The sequence below is a fragment of the Streptomyces sp. O3 genome (assembly GCF_054788135.1).
This window is the reverse complement of the sequence record NZ_JBTVYK010000009.1, coordinates 77,594-102,139: the sequence shown is the minus strand read 5'-3', so window position 1 is coordinate 102,139 and position 24,546 is coordinate 77,594. Positions and strand designations below refer to the sequence as shown.

The window sequence follows — 24,546 nt, the reverse complement described above, 5'->3', positions numbered from 1 at the left end:
CTCACGGGACGTCGGTGTGTCCGCGAGCATGACAGCGCCCAGAGAAACAATCAAGCGTGCTTGGATTATTTACGCCTCGCTCCGGCACCCGCCTGAGTCCGCACCGCACCCATGCTCGCCACGACGACCAGCGCGATCGCCAGCGCGTCGGTCGCGGACAGCGCCTGACTCAGGATCAGGAATCCCGCCCCGGCCGCCATCGCGGGCTCCAGACTCATCAGGACCGCGAACGTCGACGCGGGCATCCTGCGCAGCGCGAGCAGCTCCAGCGTGTACGGCAGCACGGAGGACAGCACGGCGACGGCGGCCCCGAGCGCCAGGATGGTCGGGTCCAGCAGCTTCCCCCCGGCCTCGATCGCACCGAACGGCAATATCAGCAGCGCCCCGATCGCCATGGCCAGCGCGAGCCCGTCCGCCTGCGGGAAGCGCCGCCCGGTCTTGGCGCTGAAGACGATGTACGCGGCCCACATGACCCCCGCGCCGAGCGCGAACGCCGCGCCCACCGGATCGAGCCCGTCGAAGCCGCCCGAGTGGCCGCCGCTGAGCAGGAAGACCCCGCCGAGCGCCAGCGCGGCCCACACCACGTTGACGGCGCGGCGCGAGACGAAGACGGACAGCGCGAGCGGGCCGAGCACCTCAAGCGTGACGGCCGGGCCGAGCGGGATGCGGTCGATGGCCTGGTAGATGAACGCGTTCATGGCGGCCAGCACCACGCCGAAGGCGACGACCGTGCCCCAGTCGGCACGCGAGTGCCCGCGCAGCCTGGGGCGGCAGATGAGCAGGAGCACCACGGCGGCGGCGACGAGGCGCAGGGTGACGATGCCGACGACCCCGGCGCGCGGCATCAGCGTCACCGCGACGGCGGCGCCGAACTGCACCGAGAACCCGCCCGCGAGCACCAGTCCGACCGGCCCGAGCGACCCCCGCCGCCGTGCGGACCCGGCCGCCTCGGGTCGTGCGGCCTTCGCACCGACGGCCGCCGCGGCCGGGGACGACTCTGGCTGCGCGGATGTGTTCACGGGACCGCCCTTAGTTCATGGTGAAGTACCTATCGGTGGAAGATATTGGACCACAGTCAGTCCCGTCTTCTCCTTTTGCAGGTTACGAGAGCGGCCCAGGGCGCGCATAGGCGTCCCATATTGAGGACATTCGACGCTTACGGCATATGACCCTTCGGTATGCGCCCCTCAGAGCGTTCGCTCGTCAGGGCATTCGGTTGTCAGGTCGTTCGGTCGTTCGGTCGTCCAGCGCGTCCGCGAGGACCTCCGCCAGGTGCCGACCGGGCCGGCCGGCCAGCTGTTCCAGCTGCGTACGGCAGGAGAACCCGTCCGCCAGCACCGCCGCGCCCTCGGGGGCGTCGCGCACCGACGGCAGAAGCTGCTCCTCGGCGCAGGCGACCGACACCTCGTAGTGCCCGGCCTCGAATCCGAAGTTCCCGGCGAGCCCGCAGCAGCCGCCGCTCAGCTCACCCGTGAGGCCCGCCTGCTCGCGCAGGCGGCGTTCGGCGGCGTCGCCCAGGACCGCGTGCTGGTGGCAGTGGGTCTGGCCGACGGCGGGGCGGTCGACGCGGGGCGGGGTCCAGTCGGGTGCGTACTCCTCCAGGGTCTGGGCGAAGGTGCGGACCGCGGTGGCCAGGCGCTGGGCGCGCAGGTCGCCGGGGCCGAGCAGTTCCGGCAGGTCGGTCTTGAGCGCGGCGGCGCAGCTCGGCTCCAGGACGACCAGGGGCGTGTCGGGGTCGAGGCCGTCCAGGGCGGCCAGAGTGCGGCGCATGACGGTGCGCGCCTGGTCCAGCTGACCGGTCGAGACGTACGTCAGGCCGCAGCACACGCCCTTCGGGGGGAGTACGACGGTGAGGCCCGCGGCTTCCAGCACCCGTACGGCGGCCTGGCCGACTGAGGGCGAGAGGTGGTCGGTGAAGGTGTCGGGCCAGAGGACGACCGTCCGGCCGGACTGGGCGGCGCGCGGTGCGCGCGGCTGGGTACGCGCGCGTGGGCGCCCGGCGAACCAGCGGCGCAGCGTCCGGGGCGCGAGGCGCGGGATGTCCCGCTCGGGGGCGATCCCGCCGACGCGCTTGGCGAGCGCGGCGAGCGGCGGCACGCGTGCCGCGGCGTTCAGCACGCGCGCGTAGGGGGCCGCGAGGCGCAGCCAGCGCGGGAGGCGGCCCATCGAGTAGTGGGCCGGGGGACGGCGGCGGCCCGCGTAGTGGTGGTGCAGGAACTCCGCCTTGTAGGTGGCCATGTCGACGCCGACCGGGCAGTCGGATCTGCATCCCTTACAGGAGAGGCACAGATCCAGCGCGTCCCGCACCTCGGTCGACCGCCAGCCGTCGGTGACGACGCCGCCCGCCTCGCCCGCGAGCATCTCGTGCAGCAGCCGGGCCCGCCCCCGCGTGGAGTGCTCCTCCTCGCCCGTGGCCCGGAACGACGGGCACATCACGCCCGCGCCGGACACCGACGCCGTACGGCACTTGGCGACGCCCACGCAGCGGCGGACCGCCGCCGAGAAGTCGCCCCCGTCGTGCGGATACCCGAAGGCGACGTCCACCGGCTCGCGCGGGAGCACCGCGAACCGCAGGTTGGCGTCCAGCGGGTCCGGGCGGACCAGCATGCCGGGGTTGAGGCCGCCGTCCGGGTCCCAGAGCGCCTTGGCGCGCTCGAACACGCGGACCAGCTCGGGCCCGTACATCCTGGGGAGCAGCTCGGCGCGCGCCTGGCCGTCGCCGTGTTCGCCGGAGAGCGAGCCGCCGTGCGCGACGACGAGCGCGGCGAGATCCTCCGAGAACCGCCGGAAGCGGGCCACGCCCGGCTCGGTCAGCAGGTCGAAGTCGATGCGCACGTGGATGCAGCCGTCGCCGAAGTGGCCGTACGGGGTGCCGCGCAGGCCGTGTTCGGCGAGCAGGGCGCGGAAGTCCCGGAGATACCCGCCGAGCCGGGCGGGCGGCACCGCGCAGTCCTCCCAGCCCGGCCAGGCCTCGCTGCCGTCCGGCATCCGGGTCGCGGTGCCGGACGCGTCCTCGCGTACCCGCCACAGGGCGCGCTGCCCGGCCGGGTCGGTGACGGTCACGGTGTCCAGCGCGTCCGACGCGCGGGCGATCGCCTCCGCGCGGGCGCGGGCCTCGGCGGGCGTCGCGCCGCCGGTCTCCACGAACAGCCAGGCCCCGCCGCGCGGCAGGCCCTGCGCGTCCCGTACGAGGTCGGCCGCCATGCCCTCCACGGTCAGCGGCCCGTGCGGCAGCAGCCCGGCCGCCGCCTCGGCGGCCGCGCTCTCGTCCGGGTAGCCGAGTACGGCGAGCGCGCGGGCGCGGGGCGCGTCGACCAGGCGTACGGTCGCCTCGGTGAGCACCCCGAGGGTGCCCTCGCTGCCGCAGAAGGCGCGGGCGACGTCGGCGCCGCGCTCGGGAAGCAGGGCGTCCAGGGCATACCCGGAGATCCGGCGGGGCAGCTCGGGGAAGCCGGTGCGCAACAGCTTCAGCTCACCGTCCACCAGGGCCTTGAGGCCGTCCGGCGCGCCCTGCCAGCCCTGGCCCAAACGGAGCTCGCCGCCGCCGTAGGTGAGGACGGACAGCTCGCGGACGTTGTCGGCCGTGGTGCCCCAGGCGACGGAGTGCGAGCCACAGGAGTTGTTGCCGATCATCCCGCCGAGCGTGCAGCGGCTGTGCGTGGACGGGTCGGGCCCGAACGTCAGCCCGTGCCGGGCCGCGGCGGCGCGCAGGTCGTCGAGGATCACGCCCGGCTGCACGACGGCGGTGCGCGCCTCGGCGTCCAGACCCACGATCCGGCGCATATGCCGGGTGAAGTCGAGTACGACGCCGGCGCCGGTGGCCTGGCCCGCGATCGACGTGCCCGCGCCGCGCGCCACCACCGGCACGCCGTGCTCACGGCACGCCGCGAGCGCCGCCGCCACGTCGTCGGCGTCCTTCGGCGCAACCACGGCCCTGGGCACCCGGCGGTAGTTGGACGCGTCCATGGTGTGCAGCGCCCGCGCGGTCACGGAGAAGTCCACTTCCCCGCGCACGCCCGCGCGCAGTGCCCGGCCCAGTTCACCCTCGCCCGGATCGCTGTCGAGATCCCTCATGCGCTCAGCCATGGGCTCAGCATGCCCGGTCCGTCCGAGATGCTCCCGTCTCAACCCCGTGTCTCACCGGACGGACGGCTCGTCCGCCCCGCGAGCCGGACGGGCTACCCTCCTTGCGTGGCTGAGATCCGGATTCCCGCTGACATCAAGCCCGCCGACGGCCGTTTCGGCGCGGGCCCCTCCAAGGTGCGCACGGAGGCGCTGGCGGCCCTGGCCGCCACCGGCGCCTCCCTGCTCGGCACGTCCCACCGCCAGGCCCCGGTCAAGGACCTGGTCGGCCGCGTACGGGACGGCGTACGCGACCTCTTCCAGCTCCCCGAGGGCTATGAGGTGGTCCTCGGCAACGGCGGCTCCACCGCGTTCTGGGACATCGCGACCCACGGTCTGATCGAGAACAAGTCGCAGCACCTCACGTTCGGCGAGTTCTCCTCCAAGTTCGCCAAGGCCGCGAAGCTCGCGCCCTGGCTGGCCGAGCCGACGCTGATCAGCAGCGAGCCCGGCACCCACCCGCTGCCGCGGGCCGAGGCGGGCGTCGACGTCTACGCGTACACCCACAACGAGACCTCCACCGGCGTCGCCGCCCCCCTCAAGCGGGTCGCGGGCGCGGACGAGGGCTCCCTGGTCCTGGTGGACGCCACATCCGGCGCGGGCGGCCTGCCGGTCGACATCGCCGAGACCGACGTCTACTACTTCGCCCCGCAGAAGTCCTTCGCCTCGGACGGCGGGCTCTGGCTCGGCGTGTTCTCGCCCGCCGCGATCGAGCGCGCCGAGCGGATCCACGCGAGCGGCCGCCACATCCCGGAGTTCTTCAGCCTGCCCACGGCGATCGACAACTCCCGCAAGAACCAGACGTACAACACCCCGGCGCTCGCCACGCTCTTCCTGCTCGCCGAGCAGCTGGACTGGCTCAACGGCCAGGGCGGCCTGGCCTGGTCCACCGCGCGCACCAAGGACTCCTCCGCACGGCTGTACGGCTGGGCCGAGGACTCCAAGTACGCGACGCCGTTCGTGACGGACCCGGCGCAGCGCTCGCAGGTCATCGGCACGATCGACTTCGCGGACGAGATCGACGCGGCCGCGGTCGCCAAGACGCTGCGCGCCAACGGCATCGTCGACACCGAGCCCTACCGCAAGCTGGGCCGCAACCAGCTTCGCGTCGCGATGTTCCCGGCGATCGAGCCGTCCGACGTCGAGGCGCTCACCAAGTGCGTCGACTACGTCATCGAGCAGCTGTAGGCACCCGCCTCCCGCTGTCCCGGCAAGCGCTCCCAGCCCCTCGGCTGGGGGCGCTTTCGGTGCTGCCCGCGGACCAGGGATTCCAACGCGACGTCACGGTCACCCAGGGCCAGCCGGGACGCCCGTGCCGGGACGCGGAGGAACGTCAGTCAGCGTGGCTCGCGGTGGGCCGGGGGCTTGGCCGAGACCGTCTGGGACGGGAAGGGGCGGCGTAGCGCGTCCGGGTGCAGGCCCTGCTGGACGAAGGCCTGGAACACGGCGTCGGCGTGGGGCGTGCTGACGGTGATGTACGTCCCGTCGCGGCCGACCAGCTCGATGCCGGGGCCGCGCTCCACGACGATGTTCAACCGCGACAGCCGCCACCGGTTCGCCCGGCTGAACTCCGCACGGCCCGCGTAGACGATGGCGCTCAGGGGGACGGTGACCTTCTTCTGGCTGGTCGAGGCCCGCAGCACGCCGCTCTTGAGTTCCATGCGCGCGGCGGCCAGGTGGTAGGCGGTTCCGCCGGCGAGCAGCGCGCCCAGCAGACCGCCCACGACCGCGCACAGGACAACGCCCGCCGTGGAGAAGTCGTCCCCGTTGGCCATCCCGCCGCCGATGCCCGCGAACGCGGCCGCGCCGAACAGGCCGAGCGGCCCCGCCTGGAGCCATACGGTCCGGGGGTGATGCGCCCACTCGTACCGGCCGTCCTCGGCTACCTGTCCGTTGGCTTCTCCGCTGACCGTCACGATGTCGATCTTACGAGGCGGGCGGACCGGCGGCGCGCTCACCCAAACGGACGAATAACCCCCAGGCGGGCGGAAAGCGGGAGTGCCACGACACCACGGCCGTGCGTGACTGGAGGACATGACGACACCAGACACCCCGTCGGGCGGCCCCGAGAGCGCGGCGCTCGCGCCCTTCGTGAAGCAGTACACCGTCCTGCTCACCAGCCACAAGCGAGACGGCAGCGGCGTCGGCACCCCGGTGAACATCGCGGTGGAGGGCGACCACGCGTACATCCGCACCTACGCCAAGGCCTGGAAGGTCAAGCGGATGCGGAACAACCCCGAGGTGGAGATCGCGCCCTCCACCCTGCGCGGCGCGCCGACCGGCCCCGAGATCAAGGCGCGGGTGCGGCTGCTCGACCGGGACAGCCCGGAGAGCAAGCACGCGGCCGAGATGATCGCCCGCAAGCATCCGTTCCTGCACGGATTCGTCGTACCGCTCGTGCACAAGGTGAAGCGGGACAAGACGCTGCACTACGAGGTGCGCGCTCTGGGCGAATGAGTCACGCCCCGTGGCTCACTTACGCCGCAGCAGCCGCTTCAGCCCGAACGTCACGCCGAAGGCGACCGCGAGGACGACCGCGCCCAGCGCGAAGCTCGGGCTGTCGCCGTCCTCGCCGTCCTCACCGCGCGCACCGGCCGAACCGCCCTCGTCCTGCTCCGCCCCGCCTCCGGAGGCTGCCGGGTTCTCCTTGCCCTCGACCGGGACGGCCCGCACCCGGCTCCGCTCGCCCTCGGACCCGTACAGCAGCGTCCCGCCGTCGGGCGTGAACGTCACGGACTCGCCCTGCCGTTGGAACGGCAGGCTCAGCGGCTCGCCGCCGCCGCTGATGCCGCCGTCCCGCCAGGCGTACGACCTGGCCTTGAAGTAGCCGCGCAGCACCAGCCGTTCGCCGTCCGGCGAGAAGGCCCCGTCCGTGGCCCACAGGTCGACGTCCGACACCCGCCGGAACGTGTTCGTCCCGGAGGCGGAGAGCTTCTCCGGTCCCGCGAACAGCCCGCCGCCCTGCTTCTTCTTGTCCGCGATGTAGACCCGTCCGGTCTTCGGGTGCACCATCAGCGACTCGGCGTCCCGCGCGCCGCCCTCGTACTGCACGACGTACTGCGTGGCGGTCACGGTCACGTCCCGGAGCTCCTTGGGCTCGGGCAGGCGGTAGATCCACACGTGCGGCCAGGCGCCGCCCTGGTTGTCCCCGATGTCGCCCACGTACAGGTCGCCGTCCGGCCCGATCGAGATCGCCTCCACGTCGCGCGGTTCCCCGATCCCGCGCAGGGTGACCGTGGCGACCGTCTCGCCGCTCTCGCCGTCGACCGCGTACAGGTAGGGCCCGTCGTCGCTGTCGTTGTGCGTCCAGTACACGCCGGGGTGGGCGCGGCTCGCGGCCAGCCCGCTCGACTCGACGATCCTCGGGTCCTCGACGGTGAAGCCGTCCCGCCCCTCGTCGGCGACCGCACCCGCGGTCCCGCCCACCGCCAGGGCGCCGACGACCCCGACCACGACACTCACCGTACCGACCGCACTCACCCTGGCTCCCGAACGCATACCCCCACCCTGCCACCACCGGCCCCGCTCCCCCGTGCTCAGACTCACATCGCAGACGTACGCGCCCATCGGCGATGATGACCGGATGCTCAGGTTCCTTTTCGTCGGTGACTCGATGACCATCGGCAGCGCGGGTGAGTACACCTGGCGCTACCGCATGTGGCAGCACCTGTGCGCCTCCTTCGGCGGCCCGTTCCGTATCGTCGGACCGCGCGAGGCGCTCTACGACAAGGCGGCCGACGCCCCGCTCTCGTACGACTACGCCGAACCCGACTTCCCGCGCCGCCACCTGGCGGGCTGGGGCGAGGGCTGGCTGCACCTGGCCCCGCAGATTCGCGAGGCCGTCGCCGCCGCCAAGGCGGACGTGATCCTGGTATCCCTCGGCCTGATAGACCTGGGCTTCTACACGAACGCCGAGCAGACCGCCGCGAACGCCCGCCGCTTCATCGCCGAGGCCCGCGCGGCGAACCCGGAGGCGGCCATCGTCATCCTCCCGGTGATCCCCAATATCCGCGCCGAACAGGACGAGCCCTTCGCCGCGTCCGTCGCCCGCTTCAACGAGCTCCTCGCCAAGGCGGTCGCCGACCTGGACACCGACCGGTCCCCGATCCTCCTGGCCTCGGTCCCGCCCACGTACGACATCCACTACGACACCTACGACGGCACCCACCCCGCCCCCTCCGGCGAACACAAGCTGGCCGGGGCCTTCGCCGACGCGATGTACCAGGCGTGGGGGGTGGGAGCGCCGTACCGGGAGGGCACCCGCGGCGCGAGTGCCCTCCCGGCCGCTCCCGGCCGCTAGTTCCGGCTAGTTCCGGCTAGCGGCCGCTAGTTCCCGGCGAGTTGCCAGGCCGTCAGCATGACTCCGGAGATCGCCGCCAGGGCGGTGACGCTGGCCAGCGGCCAGCGGGACCGCTCCAGCGAGTCGAGCCGGGCCTCATGGTCGTCGAGTTGTTTGTCTATCTGGTCGCTGCGCTGGACCAGCAGCGCCAGGGAGCCGTCGACCCGAGTGAACCCGGCCTCGACGGCGCCTCGCAGGCGCTCCAGTTCCAGCGCGACCGCTGCCGGAACATCCGGTTCGCGCTCGCTCATGCGCCGCCCCCTTCCCGGCCCGCCGGGTCCGTCGGCGTACGCCGCTGTGCTGGCGGCACGTCCGTAGGCAGCCGCAGCCAGCGGGGCAGCAGCGCCTGCACACCTGGCAGCGCCATGACACGGGTCAGGGCGCCTGCGGCGGTCAGCGCCCCGGCGACCCAGGGCAGGGTGGCGGGGAGGCCGGAGGCCTCGACCGCCGAAGGCAGGACGACGGCGAGGCCGACAGCGGTCTGTAGGAGGGTTCGGAGAGTACGGGTGGTGGCTTCGGACAAGGTGGCCTTCCGTTCATCGGTGTCATGCATGCCATCGGCTTCACGCCTGTCAGCTGAGGTCAGGCTGAGGTCGGGCTGAGGTCGGGCTGAGGTCAGTCCGCGTACGGCACCTTGAGCGCCTCCCACGACGTACGGCCGGGCCAGCCGTCGGCGTCCGCGCCGCGGTAGCCGAGCTTGTGCTGCCACTTGGCGTAGGAACGGCGGTCGGCGTGCGTCCACTGCGGGCCCGGACCGACGGCGTAGGCCGAGCAGCCCTCGGCGACGAGCCGCTCGCCCATCGCGGTGACGACGGCCGACCGCGGCTCGCGGCGGAACCACGCCGCGCCGGGGAACGGCTGATGGCGCGTCCCGCCGCCGGGACGGCTCGCCGGAATGGCGGAGGGCTTCTCGGCGGGGCGCTTGGCGGGGCGCTTGGCGGGGCTCCCGCCGAGGCGCTCGGCGATCCGCTCGCGCAGGCCCTCCATGGAGAATCCACGCGGGTCGACCTTGCCGACCTGCCACTCCTTGTGGCCGATGACACTCTCCGCGTTCCAGCCGTACGCGCGGCAGATCGCCGCCGACGCCCGCTCGATCGCCTCCAGTTGCGCGGCGGGCCACGGGTCGTCGCCGTCCCCGAGGTTGACACACTCGAAGCCGTAGAAGCGGGCGTTGCCGTCGGTGTTGTTCGAGTTCGCCGCCGGAAGGCTGTCGTCCTCCCGGATGACGGCGGCCAGTACGTCGTCGTCGCCGCTTCCCGCGTGGTTGGCGCGGCCGTCGCTGATCAGGTGGACGGTGCCGTCCTTGGCGATGACGCCGTGGCACAGGGGTCCGGGCAGGCCGGAGTAGCCGTCGCGGCAGATCCGGACGGTGGCGTCCGTGCCGCTGGTCACCGTGTGGTGGATCATCACCCCGTTGATCGGGCCCCAGGAGCCCTTGTGGTTGCGGTTGTGCGTACGCCAGGAGCCGTGCTCGACCACGCGTACGCCTTCCTGGCGCAGCGCGGCGAGCAGCTGCTCGGCGGTCAGGGGTTTGGCCATGGACAGGGCCTCCAGACGGGAAAGGCCCTGTGCCGCGCGACACGGCACGCGGAGAGCGCGACGTGAAGCGCGGCACAGGGCACGGGTGGAACAGAGTGAGAGGTGAGAAAGGAGAGGTGAGAGCGGGCGGGGCCGTGTCAGGACAGCGCGGCCCAGACGGCGTTGGAGTCGTCCACCACCGACGACGGGTTGAACGAGACCGGCAGGGAGGTCTGCCCGGTGCTGGACAGCCGTCCGTGCCGGATGAACGCCCCCGGCATCCGGGCGCTGCCGCCCGGCCAGTTGCCGACGCTCGCACCGCGCATGAAGCCGGGGCCATCGGTCTTCGGGTTGGGGCCGTTGACCAGCAGCGCGACCCAGTAGTGGCCGGGCTGCGCGGCGTACGGCGCGTCCAGCGGGCAGACGACGGTCTCGCCTTCGGTGGCGAGGATCAGGGTGTCCAGGGACGCGGTGGTGCCGACCCGCTCGCCCGCGTCGGTGTAGAGACCGGCGTAGGAGGAGCTGCTGAGCGCCCCGCCGCCCGCGTAACCGGCCACGTAGAACACCACGTTCCGGACGGTGGTCGGTGCGTGCAGCGGGATGCCGATGAGGTAGAGCCAGCCGTTGATGCAGTACTGCGCCGTGGTGGCGTCCGTGGTGGCGGGGTCGAAGGACCAGCCCGCGAACCCGAGCGCGGACGGCGACCAGGTGCCCGCCGCCGAGACCGCGTCCACATAGCTCTTACGCGTCAGATGGTCGGGGTTGCTCGGGGCGGCCGTGGCGAACGGCGGTGTGGTGAAGACCTTCGCGCTCTCGATGGTCTGCGGTCCGGTCAGCGTCACCACCTCTGCCTGGTCGGCGGCGCCCACGCTCGCCGCGGTCAGCTCCACCGCACCGGTCAGGCCGTTGACGGACTTCACCGGCGAGCCGTCGACGGCCAGATAGCGGGCGTCGCCGGTCGCCTGGTCCAGCGCGCCGACATCGGCGGCGGCGAGCGAGACGGCCCCGGTCTGGCCGTTGACCGAGGAGACGCCGTCTCCGGTCCCGGCGGGAAGCTGGGCGACGGGCACGATGCCGTCCGGGCCGAGCGCGGCCACCCCGCCCGCGACGCCCACCGACGCCTGGGGCACGGCGGCCACGTCTGCGGCGGTCAGCGTGATCTCGGGCTGGGAGACCCCGTTGACCGATGTGACCAGGCCGGGCTCACCGGCCGGACCGGCGGGCCCCGGCTCGCCCGGCTCACCGGGCGGACCGGGCACCGCGACATAGTCGGCGGCAGCCGGGTCGACGGGGGCCACGTCCGCGAGGTCGACGGTGGGCTGGGCCGCGGGCAGCACGATCTGGTAGCCGCGCGGCGGTGTCACACCGGCGAGCCGCTCTCTGACGGTGTACGTCCACTCGGTGGGGTTCCAGCCGTCGGCGTCGGTCGCGGGCAGGACGACGCTGATCCGGCCCTCCTCGTCGAGCCGGGCGATCGTCGGGCCGCCCAGCATCACATCGGCGTCGGCGTGGGTCAGCATCGCGGGCGGCCGGAACTCGACCGAGCCGGTCATGGGGCGACCGTCAGGCGTCAGATACCACGCCGTGACGGTGACGGTGGGGATGGTTTCAGGCAGCACGAAGGATTCTCCTCGGGCAGTCGGTAAGTGGGGTGGGCCCGGCGTGCGGGCAGCTGAGGGCCAGAGGCGGGCAGCGGGGAGCCGGGGGCGGGCAGCTGAGGGCCAGAGGCGGGCCGCCGCCGGGCGAGTCACCGCGGGGCGGGCCGCCGCCGGGCGAGTCACGGCGGGCGGCCCGCCGCCGGGGTCAGGACTGGACGCCGTACAGCGCCATCGGGCGGCACCGGACGGTGTCACCGGCCGCGGCCACCCTCGCCTGCACCGCGAAGGTCACCAGCGCCCCGAAGTCCTCGCCGAGCGGTGCGGTGAACTCCAGGCCGTCCGGGCCGCCGACCGGGCCGACCGCCACGCCGTTGACGAGCAGCCGCAGCTCCGCCCCCGCGCTGCCGTCCGCCGCGATCCGGCAGTGCAGCTGGGGATGCTGAGCCAGGCCGGGGCCCTCGTAGAGGGTGGTCCAGGCGGTGGACCCGGTGGACTCCCAGCGCGCGGCGCGGTCCACCGGAGCGGGCAGCGGATAGGGCACATACGGCCGGGCCAGGCCGTACCGCTCCGCGTCGTCGGCGACGACGACGTTGCCCTGCCGGTCCAGGATCTGCACCGGCTGCACCGGCAGCGTGTCCGGCGTGCCGGTCCACACGGTCAGGGCCAGGGTGCCGTCGTCGCGCCGTACCACCAGGCCCTGTTGCGGGCTGCCGTCCGCACGGTCGGGCTGGACCTGCCCGAGGTAGAACAGGTCCTCGCCCAGGTCCGTGCGGACCCGCAGGGTTCCGCCGTCGCCGATGACGACGTCGCCGCCGCTGATCTCGTTCATCGGCGGCGCGGTGTTGGCGCTGCCCATCAGGTCGCGGACCTGGCGTTCCAGCGCGCGGATGCGGTCCAGCAGGTCGGTCGGGATGATCGCCACGGCCGGTCACCTTCCTTCGAGATAGAGCGTGGCGGTCTCGGGCTTGGTGCGCTGCGGCGGAGCGACCGAGAGGCCGACGATCCGGTACCCGCCGCTGGCGCCCTCCGGGTGCCACAGGTCGTTGACGCGCAGCCGCAGCCGCGCGCCAAGCAGCGCCGGGGTGACGCTGCCGTCGAGCCGTACGGTGATCCGGGGGATGGTCTCCGGCCTGCGGTGCCGGGCCAGTTCGGCCCGTGCCAGCGAGTGCAGGGTGTCCTCGTCCTTGACGGAACTGTGGTCCGAGCTGGCCTCCAGCCGGGGCCAGCCGCCCGCGATGTCGTCCGTGTCGACATGCCGCACGGTCAACGGAACCGACCCCTGCGACTGGTCGCTGTTGGCGGACTCCCCGCGCGCGATCCACACGTTGGCCTGCACGGTGGAGTCCGACGGCAGGCTGTACGAGAGCACCGGCCCCGGATGGCTCAGCACGATCTCGGTGTGGCCGGTGACGATCCGCGGATGCCCGAGCTGGAGCCGCTTGACCCGACGCCCCTGCCCGTCCCGGAAGCAGTGGACCCGCCACTCGAATCCGTCGTCCAGCCGGGCCAGCTTGTCCAGCAGCTCCCGCACGCGCGCCAGCGCGGTGTAGCCGTAGCCGAAGTCCCGGCGCACACCGGACACTTCACTGCCCACGCTGATCCCGATGTCCCCGCCGGGCTGCTCCCGCACATGCTCGATCAGCAGCCGTACGATGTCGAACTGGTCGGTCGCGGTGCCGGACATGCTGGCCGACAGCACCCGGTGATCGAGGTACGAGTCGAAGGTCGCGGCCTGGAACTGCGCCTTCATCCGGCCCTGTTGGTCGGATGAAGGCGTGCAGGTCCACAGGACGCCGCCCCACCAGATGTCGCCGTTCCGCTCCAGCCACACCGCGGTGCGGCCGGGCAGCAGCGCGGCGCGCGCCCGGCGCGCGAGGTCCGCGTTCGGCAGCGGGACGGTGGCGGTCAGCGAGCCGGGTTTGCCGATGTAGTCGTCGAACTTCGCTTCGGTCAGGGGCAGTACGTCCACGATCTGGTCGGTGCGCAGATCGCAGAACAGCGCCCGGTAGGTCGCGCCCGCCGGAGCCGACGTCTGGGTCGTCTTCATCGGCCGCCTCACTGCATCGGGTCGACGCGGATGAACCGGTTGTCGAACCAGCACTTCTCCCCGGCCCCGGACGAGCGATAGGCGAGGGTCGCGGTGTACTCCGTACCGGGCTTCAGACCGGTCACCCGGAACTGCGTGCTCACCGAGGAGTCCCTGAGGCCCCTTGAGCGCGCCGACCGGTCTCCGTGCACGTCCACGACCAGGGTGCCGCTCTGACGGATACGGCACGACATCTCCGCGTAGCCGGTGTCGGCGCCGCCGCGCCCGTAGAACCCGAGGGCGACGATCACCCCGCCGGAGGCCGGTGCGGTGAAGGTGGCGGTGACGGTCGGCCCCGTGGTGCCGGCGAGGCCGCTCTCCGTCCAGGTGGTCTTGTCCCAGTCGCCGCCGTCGTTGTGGAATGCGAAGACCGGGCCGGGCGCCGCCAGCCGCCACACCGTGCCGTCCCAGCGCTCCAGGCGGCCGTCGTCGTCGCGGTACTGGCCCACGTACTGCCCGGCCGCCAGCTCGCCTTCCGGGGCGATGCCGCCGAGCTGGCGGGCGTACGGCTGCCAGGTCGCGCCGTCCCAGCGCTCCAGGTGGCCCCCGGTGTCGCGGTACTGGCCCGGATAGGCGCCGTCGAACGAGTCGCCCCAGCTCTGCGGGATCACCCCGCCCACGGCCACGGTCGGGCGGCGGCGGTCGAAGACCGCGTTGTCCCAGTCGATGCCTTGGGTGCCCACCGAGGCGCCCGCCTGCACCTTCACCTCGGCCAGCGCGATCGCGCCCTTCGGCGTCGCGGGGGGCTGCGGGTCGGCGGCGGGGACGCCCTGCACCACCTCCAGCACGGCCTCGGTGCGGCCGGATGAGTCGTGCTGCGCGTCGTAGATCCGTGCGACGACCACGTCGACGCGCGGATTGGCCGGGTCGCCGTCGGCCAGCGTGAGCGAGGTGTAGTCGGTGAGCACGACCGGGTAGGCCCCGGCCGTCTCGAAGCTCTGGATGATCGCCCGGCCAGGAGCGATGCTGGCGGTCATCCCGGCCTCTTGGCCGTACACGTACAGGCCGTCCATGACCCACTCGCCGGTGGAGGAACCAGGGATCACGCCGTCCCGCGACGCGAGGGAACCCTGCGGGGACATCGTGCCGACGGGGGTCAGCCGGGTGTCGGTGCGGGACTGGCCTGTGGTGGTGTCGGTGCGGTTGATCAGCCATGCGCTGCGTACGGGCATGTCGTCGTCCTCCAGTGCGTCGTGCGGTGGATGCGGTGCGGGTGGTGAATGCGGTCGATGAGGTGCGGGCGGTGAATGCGGTGCGGGCGGTGAACCGGGCCATGGGCCGGGCCGCGAACCGGGCCATGAGCCGGGGCGTGAACCGGGCCATGAGCCGGGGCGTGAACCGGGCCATGAGCCGGGGCGTGAACCGGGCCGTGATCGCGGCCGTGAACCGGGTCGTGATCGCGGCCGTGAGCCGGGCTCACCAGTGGGCGTTGCGCCAGCGCACCGTGGCCGAGGCGCGCGGGTCGGGCGTGGTGTCGGCGGAGCGGAACACCAGGGGCGTGGCGCCCGGTTCGAGCTGGAAGAGCTGTTCCGGGGCGGAGCCCGGCATCGCCGTGTAGAGCCGGGACGCGGTGCCGTTGAGCACCACGGTTCCGGCGAGCGTGTCCACGGTCAGCACATCGCCCTGGCCGAGGGCGATGTCGTAGTGGAGTCGGCGGCCGTCGGTCAGCCGGGTCAGCATCGGGCGCTGCACCGGGCCGCGCAGCTCGATCACCGGATGCGCGGCGGCGGAGCCGTCGTTGACCACGTCGACCGTGCCGGTCTGCCCGGCCGCGCCCCAGTCCAGGGGCCACTCCAGGCCCTTGACGGCGCCGCCGGGCGCTTCCCAGGCGAGACCGGCCTCCGGCGTGGGCAGGCTGACGCTGGCCTGACGCCGCTGCGGCTCGAAGCGGCGCGGGTCGGTGGCGATCCACTGCAGGCTGGACTTGGCCGCGCCCTGGGTGACATAGCCGCGGTCCTGCGGGATGACGCGGCGGCTGACCCGCGCGCGGCAGGCGAGCGTCTCGCCGTGCAGCCGCACCGCGAGCCACGCCTCGCCGGAGGCCAGGCCGGTCGCGGCGCGGAACTTCCGCATGGCGTCCCCGGCTTGGTCCGGGGAGTCGGGCAGCAGCCACACCGAGGCGCCGACGGTACGGGGCTTCGCCCAGCGGGCGCCCGCCCATGCGCCGTGCTGGTCGGGGCGGGACACGTCCGCGGTGTCCAGCCCCGGCAGGTCGTCCCAGCCGGTGATGCCCTTGGCCCCGATCTGGTACGGGGTGCCGGGGCCGAACAGCAGTCCGGCCCACTGGATCTGCCCGTCGCGGGTGATCAGTGAGCCGGGAGGCGTCTGGTCCGTGTTCTGTTGTGAGGTATCGATCATCGTGGTGTCATCACCTTCCTGGTTCTGACCTGGGGCTCTGCCCTGGTTGCCCTGGTTGCCCTGGCTCGGATCCTGCTCATCGGACCGCCCCTGTGGCCACGCCCGGCACGCCCGACGCGCCCGGCACGCCCGGCACGCCCGCCGGGTCCGTCGGGTCCGCCGGTCCGCCGACTCGGGCGAGGAAGAGCAGGTCCTCGGCGACCCCGTGAGCGCCCCGCTCCGCGGGCTCGGTGTAGTGCTCCAGGTAGCCGCCGGCGGCACGGGTCGCGGCGGCGTGCCGCGCCGTGGTGTCCATCAGCCGCTGGAGGTCGGGCAGCGGAAAGACGGCCTCCGCCTCCCCGGCCTCGGCCAGGACCGCGGGCACACCGCCGCGCCGTGGCCGTACGACACCGCCTTCGGCCAGCAGGGGGATCTTGTCGATGTCGACGCCGAACTTCTTGCCGAGGATCGAGAAGCTCAGGCTGTTCAGCCCGTCGATCACCCAGTTCGCGAAGCCGATCAGGCCGTTGAGCGGCGCCTTCATCACGTTCATCACCATCTGGAGACCGGTGGTGATGAAGTCCCCGATGGCGCCCAGGGACGAGCGCATCGCGCCCAGCACGTCCTGGAACATCTGGCGCGGCTTGCTGGTGAGCCAGTCCAGTGCGCCGGTGACCACGCGTTTGACCCCGCCGAACACCGAGTCGGCGGTGCGCCGCAGCGCGCCGCCGAAGCTGCCCACCAGACGCTGGATGGCCGCCATCGGGTCCCGTACCATCCGGACGATCCACTTCACGACCGTCGAGATGACCTTGAGATAGCCCTGGACGTAGGCGATGGCGATCTTCGCCACGGCCGTGACCACCGGCATGATCACCTTGGCGATCGTCTGCACGGTCTTCATGGTCACGGCGGTGACCGTCTGAATGATCTTCTGGCCGGTCTTGGACTGCACGGCCAGGTCGACCAGGTACGCGATCAGCGGCGTGATCAACCCGAGCACCAGGCCCCAAGGGTTCGCCTTCATCACGGTGTTGACGAGCTTCATCACCCCGGCGCCGAGCTTGCTGACCCGCCCGAACACCTTGCTGAGCTTGGTCGTCGTCCCCGCGCCCTTGCCGTTCACCTTGACCAGCAGGGCCGCGGTCGTCGACTGGCGCTTGAGCCGCTTGATCTCCCGGTTGGCCGCCTTGAACTTGAGCCGCCCCCGGTCCACCTGCGGCCGGGCGGCGGCGCTTTTCCGCCCAAGGCCCAGCAGCGCCTGGCCACTTGGCTGGCTGGCGGGTCCGAGCTTGCGCATCTCGCGCTGGGCCTGCGCGGACGCGCCCCGCAGGCCCCCGGCCGCGCGGGCGGCGGCGGCGATGCCCCGCCGGTCCGCGGCGAGACGGCGGTTGACCTGGGCGAGCGCCCCGCCGAACATCCGGAATCCGGGCCCGGCCTGGGCGAGCATGGCGATGCTCATGCCTGGTCACCTCCTCTCGTGACGCCACCGGTACGTACGGCTGCCGCCGACCGCGGTCCCAGCCGCGGGCCTAGCCACGGGCCTTGGCGAGGAACAGCAGCGCCTCGGCGGTGTCCTGCGGGTCGCTGACCTCGGTGGCGTAGTAGTGCTCGATATGGAACCCACTCGCGCTGACCGCCCCGCCGCCCACGTACGCACCGGCCCCGACGGGCTGCCTGGCCTCGGCGGCGGTCCGGCTGAGCAGCGACTCCAGCTTGGACAGCGGCAGTACGGCCTCCGACTCCCCGGCCTCGGCGAGGATCGCGGGCACACCGCCCGAGCGCGGGGTGACGACGCCGCCCTCGGCGAGCTTGGGGATGGGGGGCAGATTCACCCCGAAGGTCTTGCCGCCGACCAGTGGCACCCAGCCGGGGATGGACACGCTGATGCCGTTGAGGCTGCTGATGGCGCGGTTGATGAGCCCGATGACGGCGTTGATCGGCCCCTTCACCGCGTTCTTCACGCCGTCGAACGCGCCCTTGGCGATCCCGGACAGCTTGTTCCAGATGGCCTTCATCTTGTCGGAGACCTTGCGGAACGCCGCGGGGATCTTGTCCCTGATCCAGTTCACGACCGGACTGATGACCTTCTTGATGCCGCTCATCACGGCGCCGATCACCTTGCGCACGACCTTGAAGGCGGTGGTGATGATCTTCTTCCAGATGGCGAAGTAGGTCTTCACCACCTTGACGATGACCTTCACGACCACCGTCACGGCCTTCTTGATCCCGTTGAAGACCTTCTTGAAGACCTTCCCCAGGGTCTTCAGAATCGGACCGATGATCTTCATGGCCTTCTTGATGACCTTGCCGACGACTGAGAAGACCTTCTTCATGATCTTCTGCATCGTCTTCGACCGCGTCATCATCGCCACGATCTTCTCGATGACGGGGGTGAGCAGCGACAGCAGCAGCCCGAAGATGTTCCCCTTCATCTCCTTGTTGAGCGCCTTGAACCCCCCGGTGGCCTTCTTAAGCCCCCGCTGGAACCGCCCCATCTGCGGACCGCCCTTGACGGCCTGCTTCCCCACCTTGGAAACAGAACGGGCGGCCTGATCGGCCGCCCGCTTCATAGTCTTCAATTCTTTATTACTCTGCTTAAGCCCGGTCTTTATCTTGCCAACATTCTTATCAGCAACACCGGCCTTCCGCCCAAACCCGGTAACAGCCCTATCAGCCACACCGGACGCGGCTTTAAACTGCCGCAACGAGCCAGAGGCCCGCCTGAGGGAACTATTCAGCGACACAGCCAATCACTTCCCTGTGAATCATGAAAGATATATCGAGGCGACGCCCACCGCCACCCAAAAGTTCAACCCAAGGCTCTTATCAGACTTGTTATGCGTGCGTCGAGCTGATTGATTTGTGCGGACGCCTCAGAAAGACTCGCTGGAGCGTTCGCCGCAGAGGCAACAGGTCCACGCACATTATTATTTATGCGGTTTCGCACTGCTTGCGGATCAGCCCTCATCTGCCCCCTGAGGCCATCCATGCGCTGATGCGCCCGGACGGCAATCCCGCGCGCGTCGTCAGCCTGCCGCTGCGCCCGCTCAGCCGTGAGTTTTACTTGAGCTATCGTGAGCCCGTTTGCCTCATCCTCCCTCCGCTGCCTCCTTTCCTTATACCAATCCAGTAGGGAGAAATCAAAACTTTTGAGCTTGATACTTGCGTCCAGCAACTTCGCGCTAAGGTCGGCTCCAGTAAGGCTGCCGGCGACACCTGTCATCGCACCGGCCGCCCCCACCAAGTCACCCTTCGCATAACCATATTCGGCTTTTACATCAAAATCCTGAATCCGCTCTTGAGCCTTCTCAAGACTTTCGGCTATGTCTTCAATTTTCTCGGAACTCTCGGTCGATTTTTCATTAAACTCTCGACGCGTCTCCTTACTCGCCTCCTCGAGGTCACTTATGCGCTCTTTGAGTTTCTCTATCTCTCCACTCTTACCCATTAAATAAACCTCTATCTTTCACGTGTCGAGACCGCTAACTTCCGATCCAAGTGCGTGCTAACATCCCGGTATGCTGAATGGTAAAAATACCTCACAGGCAGTCACGAAATGGCTTACAGTGACCGTTTTTTCCGTATTTTCCCTACTGTCTGGAGTGGAGCTACTTGCACTATCCCTACTTGACCTAGCTGACAGCCTGCCGGATGCCGGAGATTGCAGCGGAAGATACTGTCGGTATGACGATAGTAGCGATCGGGATCAAATGGAGCGGGCCTACGGTCGCAGCTTCGTGGGAATTTTCACCAGTGCCGCCCTTATCGCTGCAGGAACAATTCCAACAGTTAAAGATTTCTTTGACAGGCGTCGAAGGTTTCCACTTCAACTCCTGCTGGCGCCCTACGCAGAACTCTTCTCGGGAGTGACTCTGGTACTCATTGCGATTCTCGTGGACAATTTCATCGCAGCCACAGTCTACCTTCTTGGTGCGATCCTTCTAATCTCTCTCGCAGTTGTTTCAGCGTTTCGCATGCAGGTAAACAGACCTGCCCGATTCCACTTTCGCGCGGCCACCTACGCTTCAAGCGACATACGAATGTCTAATCCCATAACACAGAGCGGCCCCCTGACTCCCTACGAAGTGGCTCACTACGTAGCAATTGTTCTGGGAATACTGACTGGCGTGCTGTTCGCTCTGATTCTTCACTCAGCTATCTGACACCCGTGCGACGCTGGATGGCTCTGCGGCGCGGTCAGCAAGCGACGGATGTGGCCGCTATAATAATGCCAGCCACAAAAGATCCAGACTCATCATACTTGATGGCGTCACGATAAAGCGGTGGTGGACAGATCCACCTTGGCCACTGAAAACTCGCATAGAGCGCCTGAACGGGATCGCTTACGCGTTTCCCGTGCTCATCGAACCAATTGCGAGTTGCCCGGCCACCGAATCAAATTACCCAGTGAAGTAATTGCGGGGTAGGGATACTTCTCGCGCTGGCGAGTATCCTCTTGTTCTCTAAATAACTAGATTGGAGTCATGTTGAACATTCCAGATTCGGACGTCTTCAAGATAGTGGTTACTCTTTCCGTTTCCGTCGGCATCGTATCTGTCTTCTTCATCCCCACACTGGTTCGCAATCATCGGCTCAGGAAAAGAGGGGAGAGGATAGTCGCTATCTGCGAGGAGCGCCTTTTACCGTGGCGGCCTTACAGTGATGAACATCAGGTGCAGGTTCCAAACACCCGATGGCACTGAACGCTACGCACTTGTCAATCCCCCTAGGCCCGCTCCCAGAGTGGGGGAAACTCTCGACTTGCTGATTGACCCAGACAAGCCGAAATTGGTCGAGAGTTCATCTCACCTGAACTCGCGAGAATCACGCGACGGATTTTTCTGTCTGGCCATCTTTGGGGTTCTAGTGCTCACCGCTGGAATCATGATGGCCATGGCCTGAAGCTCATCCATCGCACCCCGGAGGGGCACTCCCTCACCGAGGTTCGGTCCCCTGCCGGATGTGGCGCTGCCGGTCGCGCTGGGCGGCGGCTTCCCGGCGAAACGTGGCGATGCTGTGGGCCAAGCCGGGAGCTTTCGGGCCGGTGGCGTCCAACCTGACGGCCTCCTGCCTGATCGACACCTTGGCCGGGGTCGGGTCGCATGCGCTCGCGGCCGTCCGCCGGGGGCGGATCTATCACACGAGACGCATGTGCCAGCTCCGTGCGGACAGCTCCACGAAGCCCTCGCCATGGAGAGTCAACATCTCGCGGCATTCCAACGAGCTGGAAATAATCTTAGGCGCCTCACCTCGCATCTCGTGATGCACCAGTTCGGGGCTGATGCGAACCAGGTCCAGTACTCGCCAGCGTTTGAGGACGGCGAAGGCCCGCTCGACAGGTGCGCGGTATCGGGCGTGGGCGGAGTTGGTGAGTTTCTCCCAGCCGTTGTGTCCCTTGCCCTTCGGGCGGCGGACCGGGGTGCGGACAGTGCCGCCTGCGCCGAGGTATCCGAGGTCGGCCGTCGTTTCGATGTCGGCTTCGGTGACGGCGGTGACGATGCCCTCGGCGCGGGCGGCGGGCAGGTCGGTGGTCGATCCTGGCCGGGCACGGCCGAGGTAGGCCAGTTCGCCGTCTGCGCCGGTGAGCCCCTGGACGTTGACGCCGTGGTCGTGGTGCTTGCCGCTGTAGAGCGGATCGTCGTTGGTCTCGGTGGCCAGGCCCGCGCAGCGCCAGGTGCGGATCAGCGTGCCGTCGAGCAGGAGGCGACGCTTGTGGCCTGCGGCTTTCACGGCTTCGGCGAGGTCCGGTGCACAGGCGGCCAGGACGTCGATGCCTTCGTTGACGTAGCGCCAGGCGGTGTCGGTGCTGACGCCGAAGTGGGAGCCGAGCTGGGCGAAGGTATCGCCGTGGGCCAGGTGGACCAGGACCATGACGGCCTGGTCGAAGGAGGTCAATTTCCGCCAGGAGCCGCCGAGTTCGCCCCTTCGGGTGGCGATGAGGTTCTCCAGCCAGGAAACGAGGTCATCGGGTACGTCAAGGGTGGCACGATAGGTGACCACGAAGCTCCCTTGCTCCGTAGCGGAAGTTGGCACTATCGCAACGGGCAGGGAGCTTTGTGCGTCACGGCCCTGCCGTCACCCGATCCGGGCACGATCGGAAGAACTCAGTACCATATGAGTAGGCCCTGAGACTTCCCGTGAAGAGAGCACTTTCACCGGCGTAACACTGAATGAGCTTGTGATGCCCCTGCTCATTTTCAACGGGATAGGCCCCTGCTGGCCCTTTTCTCTGACTGAAACAAGCCGGCTGCGCCAGCCGGACCATCGACTCACCTGGGAAGACATCCGTATACCTGACCTTTTCGATTTGGTGCGGGTTAGGCAAGGGAGTGACCTGCCCCCATAATCAACCTCTATCGCTGAGGAGCCAAGGGCTGTGGACGCTGCCCCATCGTCCGCCTCTGATCTGTCCTGGCTCTCGCTGACCACGATGGATGCTCGCAGCCACTTCACCCACCCTGTCGTGCCGTCCGATGCATCCGACGTCGCACGGCTTGAAGCAGCGGACTACCTTGCTGTCGATGCCAGGCCAGAGCGGGTGCCACAGCAGCGAGCGCGATGAGCACACTCCCGGTGATCACATAGGGAACCGTCCGGCCCTGGACGAGCGCGTACAGCCCACTCGCTGGGACGCCGACGGCGAGGCCCAGTACCGGCGGCCAACAGTCAGCGGACAGGCCCGTGATCACCACGATGTAGAAACGGCACCACCATAAGGAAGAGCAGCCAGCCCTGCCACTCGTATCCTTCCGCAGCGACACAGCCGCCCCGAGGGCCGCGCTCGCAGCCACCGTCGATCAACCCTTCAGCATCCCAGGTTGCGGTGAGCACGACCACGACACCGAGCGGGATCCACCACCACCTTGACCAGGTCTCCTCGAAGGACCGACGAACCGGACCATCCGCCATGCCCCCACCCCCATCCCCCTGTCTGACCGCGTCCTGATCATAGGTAGCCGAGTGAGAAACGAGCAACGCAGAAGTTCATGATCCCGCTGTGAAGTCCGGGTGCGCTTGACGTTCAATCGGTTGTGCGCCTTCGGGCTTTATTCGACGGGCATACGAACAGTCCAGCGGGCCCGCTTATAGGTGTCTCCTGGAGTGGCAGTGATCTTGAGTAGTGACTTGCTTCCCAGGTTTTCGACCCAGAGACTGTAGCGAACTTCTGTGACGTCACCCGGCAGGATGACTCCGACAACCTCGGAATCCTGCCAGTCCTGCTCCAGGCTCATGCTTTTGAAGGTGTCGAATGCTCCCATTGACAGAGTTCCCTGTGCCACGGGCTCGCTTCCGGTATTCCGTAAAGTAACGGTCATCTGCGCTTTGACGTCTTCCTTGAACCAGCGCGCCGGTGAGACCGTGACCTGGAGCCCATCGTCATAAGTGACGGTGGTGCCCGCCGCCACTACTCTCCCGTCGCAGGCCAGGTCGCAATCGATGTCCCTGTCTGGCGGCGGGAACAGGAGCGCCAGGGCAAGGAAGAAAAGAATCGGTACTCCCAGTAGCACCCCGAGGATGCCCCAAGTCCAATCCCGTTGCGACTTTCTTGTTGACTCGTCCGTCACCGAGCCGCCCCCTCCGCAAAGTTGAGCGCCGCCGCACGGCGGTGCGGCAGCCGGTGCTTGACGGTACTCAACCGTCGCTCATGGCTCGTACCGCGTCCTGCCAGCCGCTGGCGTAGGCGCGGGCGTCTCGGGCGTCGAGTTCGGCGGTGACCGCGTGCAGGACGGACTCGGCCGCGGCCTCGTCCAGGCGGTTCAGGACGGAGGTGAGCAAGCGGTGGAGGGGCTCCGCGGCGCTTGGGGGGTGCTCGTGCCCGTCCGTCTGTATCGCGTCACCCTGGCGTGTTTCGTTGCCCTGCGTGATCACCTGGCTCACCGCTCCTCGCGCTCGTCGCGTTCGTGAACTGCATCGATGGGTGTACGTGTGGGGGGATCCCTCTCTACTGAGTGGCAGGCCGTGTACCCAGCGTCAGCATAGAGCCACGCGAGAGAAAAATCGAACTTAGATTCGAGTAGAGGGGTGCCGGGGGCCCCAGCGACCGCCCGTGCCCCCTGTTGCGGGGGCGGCGGGCGGTCGCCGCGGAGGGGCCGGATCAGCCGAAGAAGCGGGCCATCGCGGCGGGGGACGGGCCGCTGGCGGGGGCCGGGCCACCGTCCGGGCCGTCCAGGCCAGGCGAGGGAGAGCGCGAAGGGGAGGGGGGTGGGGCGGTGGCGCTTGGCGGGGCCGCGTCGGCGTCGGGCGCCCTCTCGGGGCCCGACCCGTCGGCGTCCTCCGCAGCCGCGGAGGCCTGACCCGCGTCCCCCGGCCGGGGAACCGGCTCGGGGTACTCCAGCGGTTCCTCGTCCTCGTCCCGGTTGAGCGTGGCGGTCATCCAGTTCGCGGCCGCGAGATGGTCCACGGCCGCGGCCAGCAGATAGTCGCCCACGTTCCACTCCGCCGACTCACCGTGCAAGGCCCGGTTCACCTCACTGTCGCGCGGGAGGTGCCGGAGCAGCACACCGAGTCGCCGGGTGGAGAGCCGCCCTCGGTGCCAGTCCAGC

At 69.6% G+C, this 24,546-nt stretch carries 23 protein-coding genes; 4 read left to right on the top strand and 19 right to left on the bottom strand.

Going from position 1 to position 24,546, the window contains the following annotated elements:
- Positions 1-65 precede the first annotated feature (65 nt).
- Positions 66-1,019 (bottom strand): EamA family transporter, encoded by a 954-nt coding sequence (locus ACX6XY_RS07365; RefSeq protein WP_460327708.1) that lies wholly within the window; start codon positions 1,017-1,019, stop codon positions 66-68.
- A 184-nt stretch (positions 1,020-1,203) separates the two neighbouring features.
- The gene (locus ACX6XY_RS07360) at positions 1,204-4,086 is read right to left on the bottom strand and encodes an FAD-binding and (Fe-S)-binding domain-containing protein (protein ID WP_460327707.1); all 2,883 of its coding nucleotides are present in this window, start codon (positions 4,084-4,086) and stop codon (positions 1,204-1,206) included.
- 105 nt (positions 4,087-4,191) lie between these two features.
- On the opposite strand from ACX6XY_RS07360, the gene serC reads away from it, so the two are divergent.
- On the top strand, positions 4,192-5,310 hold the full coding sequence (serC, locus tag ACX6XY_RS07355) for a phosphoserine transaminase (RefSeq protein WP_460327706.1): 1,119 nt from the start codon (positions 4,192-4,194) through the stop codon (positions 5,308-5,310).
- Between the two features lie 149 nt (positions 5,311-5,459).
- Here the strand turns inward: serC and ACX6XY_RS07350 are convergent, their stop codons facing one another.
- A complete protein-coding gene (locus tag ACX6XY_RS07350) occupies positions 5,460-6,038 on the bottom strand; it encodes a hypothetical protein (protein WP_460327705.1) in 579 nt (192 codons plus the stop codon).
- A 118-nt stretch (positions 6,039-6,156) separates the two neighbouring features.
- Here ACX6XY_RS07350 and ACX6XY_RS07345 point away from each other — a divergent pair, with 118 nt between their 5' ends.
- Positions 6,157-6,579 carry a PPOX class F420-dependent oxidoreductase gene (locus tag ACX6XY_RS07345; RefSeq protein ID WP_460327703.1) on the top strand — a complete coding sequence of 141 codons (423 nt, stop codon included), beginning with the start codon at positions 6,157-6,159 and terminating at the stop codon, positions 6,577-6,579.
- Positions 6,580-6,594: 15 nt separating this feature from the next.
- Here the strand turns inward: ACX6XY_RS07345 and ACX6XY_RS07340 are convergent, their stop codons facing one another.
- The gene (locus tag ACX6XY_RS07340; protein ID WP_460327701.1) at positions 6,595-7,620 is read right to left on the bottom strand and encodes a TolB-like translocation protein; all 1,026 of its coding nucleotides are present in this window, start codon (positions 7,618-7,620) and stop codon (positions 6,595-6,597) included.
- A gap of 85 nt (positions 7,621-7,705) precedes the next feature.
- Between ACX6XY_RS07340 and ACX6XY_RS07335 the strand changes: the two genes are divergently transcribed.
- A complete protein-coding gene (locus ACX6XY_RS07335; RefSeq protein ID WP_460327699.1) occupies positions 7,706-8,422 on the top strand; it encodes an SGNH/GDSL hydrolase family protein in 717 nt (238 codons plus the stop codon).
- A gap of 26 nt (positions 8,423-8,448) precedes the next feature.
- Here ACX6XY_RS07335 and ACX6XY_RS07330 read toward each other — a convergent pair whose 3' ends face one another.
- From ACX6XY_RS07330 to ACX6XY_RS07280, 11 genes are all read right to left on the bottom strand, one after another.
- A complete protein-coding gene (locus ACX6XY_RS07330; protein WP_460327697.1) occupies positions 8,449-8,712 on the bottom strand; it encodes a hypothetical protein in 264 nt (87 codons plus the stop codon).
- Positions 8,709-8,984: a hypothetical protein gene (locus ACX6XY_RS07325; RefSeq protein ID WP_460327728.1), complete on the bottom strand. Its 276-nt coding sequence runs from the start codon at positions 8,982-8,984 to the stop codon at positions 8,709-8,711. The genes ACX6XY_RS07330 and ACX6XY_RS07325 overlap by 4 nt, the downstream gene beginning before the upstream one ends.
- A gap of 92 nt (positions 8,985-9,076) precedes the next feature.
- Complete coding sequence (locus ACX6XY_RS07320; RefSeq protein WP_460327695.1) at positions 9,077-10,000, bottom strand: peptidoglycan-binding protein; 924 nt, start codon at positions 9,998-10,000, stop codon at positions 9,077-9,079.
- Between the two features lie 137 nt (positions 10,001-10,137).
- Positions 10,138-11,598, bottom strand: coding sequence for a phage tail protein (locus tag ACX6XY_RS07315; RefSeq protein WP_460327693.1), 1,461 nt, complete (start codon positions 11,596-11,598; stop codon positions 10,138-10,140).
- Positions 11,599-11,782: 184 nt separating this feature from the next.
- Positions 11,783-12,499 (bottom strand): hypothetical protein, encoded by a 717-nt coding sequence (locus tag ACX6XY_RS07310; protein WP_460327691.1) that lies wholly within the window; start codon positions 12,497-12,499, stop codon positions 11,783-11,785.
- A gap of 6 nt (positions 12,500-12,505) precedes the next feature.
- Positions 12,506-13,624, bottom strand: coding sequence for a hypothetical protein (locus ACX6XY_RS07305; RefSeq protein ID WP_460327689.1), 1,119 nt, complete (start codon positions 13,622-13,624; stop codon positions 12,506-12,508).
- An 8-nt stretch (positions 13,625-13,632) separates the two neighbouring features.
- Positions 13,633-14,835, bottom strand: coding sequence for a hypothetical protein (locus ACX6XY_RS07300; protein WP_460327687.1), 1,203 nt, complete (start codon positions 14,833-14,835; stop codon positions 13,633-13,635).
- Between the two features lie 244 nt (positions 14,836-15,079).
- Entirely contained in the window at positions 15,080-16,021 is a 942-nt protein-coding gene (locus tag ACX6XY_RS07295; RefSeq protein WP_460327685.1) for a phage distal tail protein, read from the bottom strand.
- A gap of 76 nt (positions 16,022-16,097) precedes the next feature.
- Positions 16,098-17,462, bottom strand: coding sequence for a hypothetical protein (locus ACX6XY_RS07290; RefSeq protein ID WP_460327683.1), 1,365 nt, complete (start codon positions 17,460-17,462; stop codon positions 16,098-16,100).
- A gap of 70 nt (positions 17,463-17,532) precedes the next feature.
- Positions 17,533-18,531: a phage tail protein gene (locus ACX6XY_RS07285; RefSeq protein ID WP_460327680.1), complete on the bottom strand. Its 999-nt coding sequence runs from the start codon at positions 18,529-18,531 to the stop codon at positions 17,533-17,535.
- A gap of 281 nt (positions 18,532-18,812) precedes the next feature.
- Entirely contained in the window at positions 18,813-19,451 is a 639-nt protein-coding gene (locus ACX6XY_RS07280; RefSeq protein ID WP_460327677.1) for a hypothetical protein, read from the bottom strand.
- A 70-nt stretch (positions 19,452-19,521) separates the two neighbouring features.
- On the opposite strand from ACX6XY_RS07280, the gene ACX6XY_RS07275 reads away from it, so the two are divergent.
- The gene (locus ACX6XY_RS07275) at positions 19,522-20,166 is read left to right on the top strand and encodes a hypothetical protein (protein ID WP_460327675.1); all 645 of its coding nucleotides are present in this window, start codon (positions 19,522-19,524) and stop codon (positions 20,164-20,166) included.
- Positions 20,167-21,139: 973 nt separating this feature from the next.
- On the opposite strand, the gene ACX6XY_RS07270 is transcribed toward ACX6XY_RS07275, so the two are convergent.
- The 4 genes from ACX6XY_RS07270 to ACX6XY_RS07255 form a co-directional block, all read right to left on the bottom strand.
- On the bottom strand, positions 21,140-22,003 hold the full coding sequence (locus tag ACX6XY_RS07270; RefSeq protein WP_460327673.1) for a transposase family protein: 864 nt from the start codon (positions 22,001-22,003) through the stop codon (positions 21,140-21,142).
- 1,046 nt (positions 22,004-23,049) lie between these two features.
- Positions 23,050-23,568, bottom strand: coding sequence for a hypothetical protein (locus ACX6XY_RS07265; protein ID WP_460327671.1), 519 nt, complete (start codon positions 23,566-23,568; stop codon positions 23,050-23,052).
- 67 nt (positions 23,569-23,635) lie between these two features.
- Positions 23,636-23,881, bottom strand: a complete 246-nt coding sequence (locus ACX6XY_RS07260; RefSeq protein WP_460327669.1) for a hypothetical protein — start codon at positions 23,879-23,881, stop codon at positions 23,636-23,638.
- A gap of 217 nt (positions 23,882-24,098) precedes the next feature.
- Positions 24,099-24,458: a hypothetical protein gene (locus ACX6XY_RS07255; protein WP_460327667.1), complete on the bottom strand. Its 360-nt coding sequence runs from the start codon at positions 24,456-24,458 to the stop codon at positions 24,099-24,101.
- Positions 24,459-24,546: the final 88 nt, after the last annotated feature.